This is a genomic window from Pseudomonas sp. AP42 (assembly GCF_001728935.1).
Taxonomy (GTDB): domain Bacteria; phylum Pseudomonadota; class Gammaproteobacteria; order Pseudomonadales; family Pseudomonadaceae; genus Aquipseudomonas; species Aquipseudomonas lactis.
In genome coordinates, this window is the sequence record NZ_LYSO01000161.1 from 1 (window position 1) to 10,608 (window position 10,608).

Here is a 10,608-nt window from a genome sequence, read left to right on the forward strand (position 1 = left end):
ACCGTCTGCTATCGCAGGCAAGCAGCTCCCACAGTTTGATCCGGCTTTATCAGTGAGCGACGCTGTGGCGGCGCACGCCTGACTCAACGGCGGGAATCTGCGCCGCTGTGCTGCCGGATGCCTGGAACAACACCAGGTGTTCAGCCGCCACACGAATCCCCACCTCTGCGCCCACCTGGTGATCGGCATGGCTGGGGAAAATCGATTCCAATTGCGCGCCGGTCGGCAGTTGCAATCGGTACAAGGTCGAGGCACCGAGGAAGGTCTTGCCGACGATCCGGGCTTTCAACGCGCTGTCCGGCGCATACACGATGTCATCCGGGCGCAGCAGTACATCCACCGCAGCACCGGTTGGCAAGGTATAGGCTCGGTTGCCGCGCAGGTCGCCCAGTTCAGTGCTGACCGATTCCGGCGAGTTCAGCCGGCCACGGATGAAATACCCCTGGCCGATGAAACTGGCGACGTAAGGCGTTTGCGGTTCGTGATAGAGGTTGTAGGGCGTGTCCCACTGCTCTAGTCGGCCTTCCTTGAACACCCCCACGTGATCGCTGACGGCGAAGGCCTCTTCCTGGTCATGGGTCACCAGGATCGCGCTGGTGCCGCGCGCTTTGAGGATGTCGCGCACTTCATGGCTGAGCTTGCGGCGCAGTTCGCCATCGAGGTTGGAAAAGGGTTCATCCAGCAACAGCAGTTGCGGCTCCGGCGCCAGGGCGCGAGCGAGGGCGACACGTTGTTGCTGACCACCGGAAAGCTCATGGGCAAAACGCTTGCCCAGGTTCTTCAGGTTGACCAGTTCGAGCAACTCGGCGACCACGCGCTCTTTTTGCGGGTGTTTGCGAATGCCGAAGGCGATGTTGTCAGCCACGCTCAGGTGCGGGAACAACGCGTAGTCCTGGAACACCATGCCGATACGACGTTTCTCCGGTGCCAGGGTGAAACCGGCACGGGAGATGACGTCGCCCGCCAGGCTGATTTCGCCTTCATGCACCGGCTCAAAGCCAGCAATGGCGCGCAGGGTAGTGGTCTTGCCGCAGCCCGAAGAGCCGAGCAGGCAACCGATATCGCCGGCGTTGAGGTGCAGGTTGAGGTTCTGCACCACGCGCTGGTCTTGATAGCCGCATGCCAGGTTGCGCAGGTTCAGCAGTAATGGCTGGCTCATGCGTGGTGGTACGACGGTGGTACGAGGAATTCGAGCAAGGCTTTTTGCGCATGCAGGCGGTTCTCGGCCTGATCCCACGCGACTGAGCGCGGATCGTCGAGCAGGTCCTGGCTGATTTCTTCGCCCCGGTGGGCGGGTAGGCAGTGCATGAACAGCACGTCCGGCGCGGCCAGGTCGAGCAATGCGCGGGTCACCTGGAACGGCGCGAACCGGGCCAGGCGCTTGGCGGTCTCGTCTTCCTGGCCCATGGAGGTCCAGACGTCGGTGCTGACCAGGTGAGCGCCGACCACTGCGTCTTTTGGATCGCGCAGCAGTTGCACACGGCCATCGGCCTTGGCCATGAACTCGGCGCTGGGCTCGTAGCCTTCAGGGCAGGCGATACGCAGGTGGAAGTCAAACTGAATCGCCGCTTCTATATAGCTGTTGCACATGTTGTTGCCATCGCCGATCCAGGCCACGGTCTTGCCTTGGATCGAGCCACGGTGTTCGAGGAAGGTTTGCATGTCGGCCAGCAACTGGCAGGGGTGCAGGTCGTCGGACAGGCCGTTGATCACGGGCACACGGGAGTTGGCGGCAAATTCGGTCAAGGTGCTGTGGGCGAAGGTACGGATCATCACGGCATCGAGCATGCGCGACATCACGATGGCGCAATCGCTGATCGGCTCGCCACGGCCTAATTGGGTGTCTCGCGGTGACAGGAAGATCGCCTGGCCACCCAGCTGGATCATGCCGGCCTCGAACGACAGGCGTGTGCGGGTCGAGGACTTTTCAAAAATCATCCCCAGTACACGGTTTTTCAAAGGCTCAAACAGTACGCCGCGGTTACGCAGGTCTTTAAGCTCAATGCCTCGACGGATCACGCTGACCAGCTCTTCGGGCGTGCAATCCATCAGGGAGAGAAAGTGCCTTGCGCTCATCATTAACTACCTTTTGCAACAGACCGCAGATACTCAAAGCCTTGTTTATTGCGACAACGGGCGAGACCTGCGGCGAAAGCCGCACGGGGCGACGAAATAGGGGAAGACGCGATATTGACATTAAATGTCGCGTTTTACCAATAGGGCTACGGCTTTAGGGGTGTTCAAGCAGGGCGCTGGCGCGCGTTTGAAGACGATTTCCTGACAGCAGCGAGCCATTTGTACACTGGCGTCCAGGCCTTTTGCAATGCGCGGGGGCGGGCGTGGGCCAGGTCGCGTCGGTTTCAGCGCCTGCGGGCAAGGTTTCTGAAACATTTGCTCATGCTTGGCCATGCCCTGGCCTATGCCTGTCGATTCACAACGCGAAGGTTGCTGGCGCCTCAAGTGGTCGCGGCCCATAGTTGAGCCAAAGCCCCTATAAAAGAGACTGGCCATGACCAAGACTCTCCACCACCGTGCCTGCCACTTGTGCGAAGCCATCTGCGGCCTCACCTTGGAAACCACCCAAGCCGAAGACGGTAGCCTGGCGATCACCTCGATCAAGGGCGACCCCCTGGACAGTTTCAGTCGCGGCCACATCTGCCCCAAGGCCGTGGCCCTGCAGGACATTCAGAACGACCCGGACCGTTTGCACCAACCCATGCTGCGCGTGGGCAGCCAATGGCAGCCGATTGCCTGGGATGACGCCTTTGCCCTGGTGGCTGAGCGGCTGGCGGGCATTCAGGCGCGGCACGGCCAGAACGCGGTGGCGGTGTATCAGGGCAACCCCAGCGTGCATAACTATGGCTTGATGACTCACAGCAACTACTTTCTAGGGCTGTTGAAGACGCGCAATCGTTTCTCCGCGACCTCGGTAGACCAGTTGCCTCATCACCTCACCAGTCACCTGATGTACGGTCACGGCCTGTTGTTGCCCATACCCGACATCGACCAGACCGACTTCATGTTGATCCTCGGCGGCAACCCGCTGGCCTCCAATGGCAGCATCATGACCGTGCCCGATGTCGAGAAACGCCTCAAGGCCATCCAGGCACGGGGCGGCAAAGTGGTGGTGGTCGACCCTCGGCGCAGCGAGACGGCGGCCATCGCCGACCAGCACTTGTTCGTACGTCCGGGCGGCGATGCGGCGTTGCTGTTCGGCGTGCTCAATACCTTGTTCACTGAAGGGCTGACACGCGACAGCCATTTGCCGGTGCAAGGCCTGGACGAGGTGCGCAGGGCGATCGCCGGCTTTGATGCCGAGGCCATGAGCCGCCAGTGTGCGGTGCCTGCCGAACAGATTCGCCAGTTGGCCAGGGACTTCGCCGGCGCTGATAAGGCTGTCTGTTATGGCCGCATGGGCGTCTCGACCCAGGCGTTCGGTACGCTGTGCCATTGGCTGGTGCAACTGATCAACCTGGTGACCGGCAACCTGGACCGTGTCGGCGGCGCGCTCTGCACCAGCCCGGCGGTGGACCTGGTGGCCTCCACCAGCGGCGGCCATTTCAATCGCTGGCAGAGCCGCGTGTCCGGGCTCCCGGAGTACGGCGGAGAACTGCCGGTGTCGGCGCTGGCCGAAGAAATGCTCACCGAGGGTGAAGGCCAGATCCGCGCCCTGGTGACGGTGGCCGGCAACCCGGTGCTGTCCACGCCTAACGGTCGCCAATTGGAGCAAGCCCTGGACGGGTTGGCGTTCATGGTCAGCATCGATTTGTATATCAACGAGACCACGCGTTATGCCGACCTGATCCTGCCTTCCACCTCGGCGCTGGAAAACGATCACTACGACACCACTTTCAATCTGTTCGCGGTGCGCAATGTCACGCGCTTCAATCGTGCCATCCTGCCCAAGCCTGAGGGCGCGTTGCATGACTGGGAGATCTTTGTCGGCCTGGCCAAGGCATTTGCGGCGCACACTGGTGCGGTGCTCAAGCCCACCGTGCCACCGGCGCAGATGATCGACTTCGGGCTGCGAGCGGGTGCCTATGGCGACGCATCCAGTCATAAACTCTCGGTGGCCATGCTGGCGGATCATCCCCATGGCGTGGACCTGGGGCCGCTCAAGCCCAACCTCGCGGCACGTTTGAAAACCGCGGATGGCAAGGTGCAAGCAGCACCGGCCGTGATCCTCGCAGACCTGGCGCGTTTCGCCGCGCAGCCGGTGCCGGTGGCCGACGAACTGTTACTGATTGGCCGACGGCACGTGCGCAGCAATAATTCCTGGATGCATAACTATCACCGGCTGGTAAAGGGCAAGCCACGCCATCAACTGTTGATGCACCCCGACGACCTGACCCGTCGGCAGTTGAGCGATGGCCAGCGGGTGCGAGTGAGTTCGCGCACCGGCATGATCGAAGTGGAAGTCGTGGCCAGTGCGGACATGATGCCGGGCGTGGTCAGCCTGCCTCACGGCTGGGGCCACGGTCGCCCGGGCGTGCAGATGAGCATCGCGAACAGCCAGCCGGGCGCGAGTGCCAATGACTTGACCGACGAGCGGCAATTGGATGAGTTGTCGGGTAATGCGGCGCTCAACGGCGTGCCGGTGAAGGTGGCGGCGGCCTGAGCATCCTGCTGGATTTTTGCGTTACAATGCGCCACCGTGCCGACCCGTGAGTCGCAAAGTTCCTGCAGAGGTGTTCCATGGATATCATCGAAACGATCAAAGAGCAGATTGCCAACAACACCATTCTGCTTTACATGAAGGGCGCACCTAACGCGCCTCAGTGCGGTTTCTCCGCAAAAGCGTCCCAGGCTGTCATGCAATGCGGCGAGAAGTTCGCTTACGTGGATATCCTGCAAAACCCTGAAATCCGCGCCAACCTGCCAAAGTACGCCAACTGGCCGACTTTCCCGCAGCTGTGGGTAGCCGGTGAGCTGGTTGGCGGTAGCGACATCATCACTGAAATGGCAGCTGATGGTTCCCTGCAAGCGCTGATCAAGGACGCAGCGGAAAAAGCAGCGGCCAAGACTGACGCCTAATTGGCGAGCAATAAAAAGCCCCGCTTCTCACAAGAGAGCGGGGCTTTTTTTGAGCTTTTCTGTAGGAGCGAGCTTGCTCGCGAAGGTCGCCCAGGCAACGCGTTAAAACAGATGCGCTGCGTGATCGTTGACGTTCTTCGCGAGCAAGCTCGCTCCTACAGTGATAACAAGGGCAGTTATTCGCCCATCTGCGATTGCAGGTAATTCTCCAGGCTGACCTTGTCGATCAGGCCCAGTTGAGTTTCCAGCCAGTCGATATGCTCTTCCTGGTCTTCCAGGATATCTTCCAGCAGTTCACGGCTGCCGAAATCGCCCTTGGTTTCGCAGTGGGCAATCGCGGCTTTCAGGTCGCTGTGGCTCTTGCGCTCAAAGCCCAGGTCGCTGCTGATCATTTCCTGGGTGTGCTCGCCGATGTTCAGCTTGCCCAGGTCTTGCACGTTCGGCAGGCCTTCCAGGAACAGGATGCGCTTGATCAGCGCGTCGGCGTCCTTCATGGCTTTGATCGATTCTTTGTATTCACGCTTGCCGAGCTTTTCCAGGCCCCAATCGTCGTACATGCGTGCATGCAGAAAGTACTGATTGATCGCGACCAGTTCATTGGCAAGGATTTTGTTGAGTTGCTGGATGACTGAGATGTCGCCTTTCATGACTGGGGTCCTGCCCTGTAATAGCTGTGTATAAGGCGGAGTCTGAGCGGTGAAAATCCTAGTGTCAAACCTAAGTTATTGAATAATAAATGAAAATTAATCGGAATAAGAATGTTTGTGTTCCGCGTCTAAGCGCTAACTAATTGAATTAATGGCATAAAAAAACCGGACACTAGGTCCGGTTCTTCAAAACAGGCCTATTCAGGCGTGTTTAAATTCTGCTGGGTAGGGGAGCGCGGCCTGGGCTGTCTGCAGCTGCGTCAGGGTTTCCCGTACCACTTGCTTGGCCAGGCAAGCACATTTGCCACACTGGCTGGCTACGCCGGTGGTTTCACGTACTTCCTTGTAGCTGCAGCAACCTTCGTAGATTGCTTCGCGGATTTGTCCGTCGGTGACGCCAGTGCAGAGGCAGACATACATAAGTGAGAACCGTCGCGGGTTTATGGCTTAAGTGCGATGGATCTTAATGTTAACGAGAATGATTGTCAAAATAGTTTCATCGACAATCCAGCGCGCATCGCCCATGCGCTGACGAACGGTTTTTTCGGTGTATGATGGTCGGTCTTTACGAAGCGTGATTGCGTCATGTTTCTGTCGATTTTCACCGGCAGACTCGACCTGTCCTTTTACTTCAATCGTCACCCCCTACATCAGGAGATATCCAATGAGCGTACTCGTCGGTAAACAAGCCCCGGATTTCGACGTACCAGCCGTCCTCGGCAATGGCGAAATCGTTGACAGCTTCAAACTGTCTGAAGCCATCAAAGGCAAATACGGCCTGGTGTTCTTCTACCCGCTGGACTTCACCTTCGTCTGCCCTTCGGAGCTGATCGCCCTGGACCACCGCATGGACGATTTCAAGGCGCGCAACGTTGAAGTGGTCGCGGTTTCCATCGACTCCCATTTCACCCACAACGCCTGGCGCAACACCGCCATCAATGATGGCGGCATCGGCAAAGTCAAATACACCATGGCTGCCGACATGAAGCACGACATCGCCAAGGCCTACGACGTTGAGTCCGAAGGCGGCGTGGCGTTCCGTGGCGCGTTCCTGATCGACGACAAGGGCGTTGTGCGCTCGCAGATCATCAACGACCTGCCGCTGGGCCGTAACATGGAAGAACTGATCCGCCTGGTCGACGCGCTGCAATTCCACGAAGAGCACGGCGAAGTCTGCCCTGCCAACTGGAAAAAAGGCGACAAAGGCATGAACGCTTCGCCAGAAGGCGTTGCGGCTTACCTGACTGAGAACGCTGGCAAGCTGTAAGCCAACGTCACGGTATAAAAAAACCGGCCTGAGAAGGCCGGTTTTTTTGTGGGTGGGGACTTGCTCCCATGACGGCCTGACAGCCGACGCTGGTCTACCTGACACCCCACAATCCAACTGTGGGAGCTGGCTTGCCTGCGATGGCGGCCTACCAGCCAACACTTCTCTACCTGACACCCCACAAGCCAACTGTGGGAGCGGGCTTGCTCGCGAAGGCGGCCTGGCAGTCAACACAGTTGGATTGGGTGCATATCCATTTCTGCGGTAACGGCCGCTTAGGGTTCCGCCCTGACGGCGGCTCACTTTTGAAAGGAGCCCAAAAGTAAGCAAAAGGCTCTTGCCCCACCACTCGGCACCTCGCTTAGGCTCGGTGTGCCCGAACGCAGGCTTGAATCCGTGGGCCGCCGCCACGCGCCATCCCTGGCGCGGGGCGGCTAACCCGGCGTCCTGCCGGGTTACCCACGAATTCAAGCCTGCGTTCGGCCAGCGTGGTTTAACGGGGCGCCTAAGATCAAAAGCAGATCAAGAGCGGCTCGCTTCGCATCGTGGTTACTGTCGGCTGCGACAACCTACAAAATTGTGTAGGTACCTATGCTCATCGGGGCTCAGTCGTTGAAGTCTTCCCAGCCACCCATCTGTTTCCAGCGATTGACGATGCCGCAAAACAGCTCGGCAGTCTTCTCGGTGTCGTAGCGGGCCGAGTGGGCTTCACGCCCGTCAAAGTCGATACCGGCTGCCTGGCAGGCTTTGGCCAGAACGGTCTGACCGTAGGCCAGGCCGGCAAGGGTGGCGGTGTCAAAGCTGGAGAACGGGTGAAATGGGTTGCGCTTCATGTCCAGCCGCGCCACGGCGGCGTTCAGGAAACCCAGGTCGAAACTGCTGTTGTGGCCGACCAGGATTGCGCGTTTGCAGCCATTGGCCTTCAACGCCTTGCGCACGCCACGGAAGATATCGGTCAGCGCCGCTTCTTCACTCACCGCCATGCGCAGGGGGTGGTCGAGCTTGATCCCGGTGAACTCCAGGGCAGCGGCTTCGATATTGGCGCCTTCGAAGGGTTCTACGCGAAAGAAATGCGTGTGCTCCGGGTACACAAAGCCTTGTTCGTCCATGCCGATGGTGGTTGCGGCAATTTCCAGCAAGGCATCGGTGGCGCAGTTGAAACCACCGGTTTCTACGTCGATGACGACCGGCAGATAGCCGCGAAAACGCTCGGCCATCGGATGGCGCGAGCCGCCACCGCCGTGCTCTTGTTCGTCGTCGTAATGATCTTCACTCACTTGCTTTCCTCCAGCAGGCGCCAGCGCAGTGTTTCACCGGCGCGCAGCGGGATAACAGTCAGCTCGCCAAACGGCAGGCTGGCAGGGGCGGTCCAGTCTTCACGAACCAGGGTAATGCGGTCGGTATTCGCCGGCAGGCCGTAGAAACGCGGGCCGTTGAGGCTGGCGAAACCTTCGAGCTTGTCCAGCGCGTTACGCTGTTCAAACGCTTCGGCGTACAACTCGATGGCGGCAAACGCGGTGTAGCAGCCGGCGCAGCCGCATGCGGCTTCCTTGGCGTGCTGGGCGTGGGGCGCCGAGTCGGTACCGAGGAAGAACTTCGGGCTGCCGCTGGTGGCGGCATCCAGCAGGGCTACCTGATGGGTGTTGCGCTTGAGGATCGGCAGGCAATAGAAATGCGGCCGAATCCCGCCCACCAGCATGTGGTTGCGGTTGTAGAGCAGGTGATGGGCGGTGATGGTCGCGCCAACGTTGGCCGACGCCTCGCTGACGAACTGCACGGCATCGGCGGTGGTGATGTGTTCAAACACCACTTTGAGCGTGGGGAACAGCTCGACCACACGACGCATGTGTTCATCGATGAAGATTTTTTCGCGATCGAACACGTCCACATCGCCACGGGTGACTTCCCCGTGGATCAGCAACGGCATGCCGACTTCCGCCATGGCTTCGATCGCCGGCAGGATCTTGTCGATACTGGTTACACCGGAATCGGAGTTGGTGGTTGCGCCTGCCGGGTACAGCTTGGCGGCGTGCACATAACCGCTGGCCTTGGCTTCGCGGATTTCTTCAGGCTGGGTGCGGTCGGTGAGGTAGAGCACCATCAACGGTTCGAACCGGCTGCCGGCCGGTCGTGCAGCGAGGATGCGCTGGCGATAGGCGTCGGCCTCTGCGGCATTGCGCACCGGAGGTACCAGGTTAGGCATGATGATGGCACGGCCAAACGTGCGGGCCACGTCGGCCACGGTTTGGGGTAACGCAGCACCATCGCGAAGATGAATATGCCAGTCGTCGGGACGCAGCAGGGTCAGGCGGTCGGACATTGGGGATTCCAGGCGGGTCAATCTGGTGGGAATGCTACCGGAAAAGACTCTTGCAGGCACTCGCTATCAAGTTTTGCCGGATGCTACCGATATCTCCGGGTATGCCTTAACGATGTATGACGCTGTGAAGTGTTGTAGAAACCCATGGAGCCTCCCGTGCGCCAGTATTATCTAGCCCTGCTCAGTGTGTTCGCCAGCCTGCCTGCGGCGGCCCTCACGTTCCAGACACGTCTGGAGAATATTGAGTGGAAGGTAGAGGGCGATCAGTTCGAGTGCCGCTTGACCCAGCCGATCACCGATTTCGGTTCCGGTGAATTCGTACGCCGGGCCGGCGAACAGGCCACGTTTCGTCTGAAAACCTATGGCAGCAGCCTCGGCGCCGGCTCGGCAACCCTGTTGGCCGCTGCCGCGCCGTGGCAACCGGGCCGAGGTGATATCAACCTTGGGGCCGTGCGTGTCGGCAGCGGCGACGTGCTGTTCAATAGCTCCCAGGCCCAGGCCGGTCGCCTGTTCACTGGCTTGCTTGAAGGGCGCAGCCCGACGGTGCGGCATTACGGGCGTGAAGGCGGCTACTCGGAAATTCGCCTGCTGCCGGTGAAGTTCAACAAGGCCTATAACGATTATCAGCTGTGCACCACCAAGCTGCTGCCCATGAATTACGACCAGGTCAAACAGACCGAAGTGGGCTTTCCCGGTGGCGGCATTGAGTTGGACGCGGCGGCCAAGAAAAAGTTGTCCGTGATCCTGGCCTTCATGAAAGCCGATCCCACGGTCAATCATGTCGAGTTGAATGGCCATTCGGACAACAGTGGCAACCGTCTGACCAACCGCGACGTGTCGCGCCGTCGCGCCCTGGCGGTGATGGACTACTTCAAGGCCAACGGCATCCAGGAATCGCAGATCACGATGCGCTTCCATGGCGAAAGCTACCCCTTGGCGCCCAACACCAATGCCGCCAACCGTGCGCGTAACCGCCGTGTGAATATTCAGCTTGAGCGCGTGGCCGCGCCTGAGAAACCGGCGCCCCAGGCCACTGCGCCGAGCAACCCGGCGGCTACCTCGTAAGAGCATGGGTAACTACGCAACTTCGGTATGACGCCGAAACTGTGGCGAGGAAGCTTGCTCCCGTGAAGGCCTGACAGCCGGTGCCTATCTCCCTGAGGCACTGCGATCCAAATGTGGGAGCTGGCTTGCCTGCGAAGGCGGCCTAACAGTCAACACAGTTGGACCGGGTACATATCCGTTATTTAGGCTACGGCCACTTAGGGTTCCGCCCTGACGGCGGCTCACTTTCGAAAAGCGCGAAAGTAAGCAAAGCGCTCTTGCCCCACCACTCGGCA

At 59.8% G+C, this 10,608-nt stretch carries 11 protein-coding genes; 4 read left to right on the plus strand and 7 right to left on the minus strand.

Going from position 1 to position 10,608, the window contains the following annotated elements:
• Nucleotides 1-49: 49 nt before the first annotated feature.
• Together A7K61_RS29025 and argF are read right to left on the minus strand one after the other, a co-directional pair.
• On the minus strand, nucleotides 50-1,159 hold the full coding sequence (locus tag A7K61_RS29025) for an ABC transporter ATP-binding protein (protein ID WP_032893324.1): 1,110 nt from the start codon (nucleotides 1,157-1,159) through the stop codon (nucleotides 50-52).
• A complete protein-coding gene (gene argF / locus A7K61_RS29030; RefSeq protein WP_014717139.1) occupies nucleotides 1,156-2,076 on the minus strand; it encodes an ornithine carbamoyltransferase in 921 nt (306 codons plus the stop codon). Before argF ends, A7K61_RS29025 begins: the two co-directional genes overlap by 4 nt.
• Before the next feature lie 433 nt (nucleotides 2,077-2,509).
• On the opposite strand from argF, the gene A7K61_RS29035 reads away from it, so the two are divergent.
• The gene (locus A7K61_RS29035) at nucleotides 2,510-4,618 is read left to right on the plus strand and encodes a molybdopterin oxidoreductase family protein (RefSeq protein WP_069558893.1); all 2,109 of its coding nucleotides are present in this window, start codon (nucleotides 2,510-2,512) and stop codon (nucleotides 4,616-4,618) included.
• Between the two features lie 77 nt (nucleotides 4,619-4,695).
• A complete protein-coding gene (grxD, locus tag A7K61_RS29040; RefSeq protein WP_032893320.1) occupies nucleotides 4,696-5,034 on the plus strand; it encodes a Grx4 family monothiol glutaredoxin in 339 nt (112 codons plus the stop codon).
• A gap of 176 nt (nucleotides 5,035-5,210) precedes the next feature.
• Here the strand turns inward: grxD and bfr are convergent, their stop codons facing one another.
• From bfr to A7K61_RS32970, 3 genes are all read right to left on the minus strand, one after another.
• Nucleotides 5,211-5,681, minus strand: a complete 471-nt coding sequence (gene bfr / locus A7K61_RS29045) for a bacterioferritin (protein WP_012722487.1) — start codon at nucleotides 5,679-5,681, stop codon at nucleotides 5,211-5,213.
• 201 nt (nucleotides 5,682-5,882) lie between these two features.
• Nucleotides 5,883-6,101, minus strand: a complete 219-nt coding sequence (locus A7K61_RS29050; RefSeq protein WP_003188977.1) for a bacterioferritin-associated ferredoxin — start codon at nucleotides 6,099-6,101, stop codon at nucleotides 5,883-5,885.
• 27 nt (nucleotides 6,102-6,128) lie between these two features.
• Nucleotides 6,129-6,323, minus strand: a complete 195-nt coding sequence (locus A7K61_RS32970; protein WP_125969605.1) for a hypothetical protein — start codon at nucleotides 6,321-6,323, stop codon at nucleotides 6,129-6,131.
• A 22-nt stretch (nucleotides 6,324-6,345) separates the two neighbouring features.
• Between A7K61_RS32970 and A7K61_RS29055 the strand changes: the two genes are divergently transcribed.
• A complete protein-coding gene (locus A7K61_RS29055; RefSeq protein ID WP_003172097.1) occupies nucleotides 6,346-6,948 on the plus strand; it encodes a peroxiredoxin in 603 nt (200 codons plus the stop codon).
• A gap of 605 nt (nucleotides 6,949-7,553) precedes the next feature.
• Here A7K61_RS29055 and rnt read toward each other — a convergent pair.
• On the minus strand, nucleotides 7,554-8,225 hold the full coding sequence (rnt, locus tag A7K61_RS29060; RefSeq protein WP_003188980.1) for a ribonuclease T: 672 nt from the start codon (nucleotides 8,223-8,225) through the stop codon (nucleotides 7,554-7,556).
• Nucleotides 8,222-9,268: a dihydroorotase gene (pyrC, locus tag A7K61_RS29065; protein ID WP_032893318.1), complete on the minus strand. Its 1,047-nt coding sequence runs from the start codon at nucleotides 9,266-9,268 to the stop codon at nucleotides 8,222-8,224. The genes rnt and pyrC overlap by 4 nt, the downstream gene beginning before the upstream one ends.
• A 156-nt stretch (nucleotides 9,269-9,424) precedes the next feature.
• On the opposite strand from pyrC, the gene A7K61_RS29070 reads away from it, so the two are divergent.
• A complete protein-coding gene (locus A7K61_RS29070; RefSeq protein ID WP_044272152.1) occupies nucleotides 9,425-10,333 on the plus strand; it encodes an OmpA family protein in 909 nt (302 codons plus the stop codon).
• Nucleotides 10,334-10,608 lie beyond the last annotated feature (275 nt).

Excerpts from the sequence above, each read along its gene's own strand:
- A7K61_RS29025 (WP_032893324.1), bottom strand. The coding sequence starts at position 1,159 with ATGAGCCAGCCATTACTGCTGAACCTGCGCAACCTGGCATGCGGCTAT.
- argF (WP_014717139.1), bottom strand. The coding sequence starts at position 2,076 with ATGAGCGCAAGGCACTTTCTCTCCCTGATGGATTGCACGCCCGAAGAG.
- A7K61_RS29035 (WP_069558893.1), top strand. The coding sequence starts at position 2,510 with ATGACCAAGACTCTCCACCACCGTGCCTGCCACTTGTGCGAAGCCATC.
- grxD (WP_032893320.1), top strand. The coding sequence starts at position 4,696 with ATGGATATCATCGAAACGATCAAAGAGCAGATTGCCAACAACACCATT.
- bfr (WP_012722487.1), bottom strand. The coding sequence starts at position 5,681 with ATGAAAGGCGACATCTCAGTCATCCAGCAACTCAACAAAATCCTTGCC.
- A7K61_RS29050 (WP_003188977.1), bottom strand. The coding sequence starts at position 6,101 with ATGTATGTCTGCCTCTGCACTGGCGTCACCGACGGACAAATCCGCGAA.
- A7K61_RS29055 (WP_003172097.1), top strand. The coding sequence starts at position 6,346 with ATGAGCGTACTCGTCGGTAAACAAGCCCCGGATTTCGACGTACCAGCC.
- pyrC (WP_032893318.1), bottom strand. The coding sequence starts at position 9,268 with ATGTCCGACCGCCTGACCCTGCTGCGTCCCGACGACTGGCATATTCAT.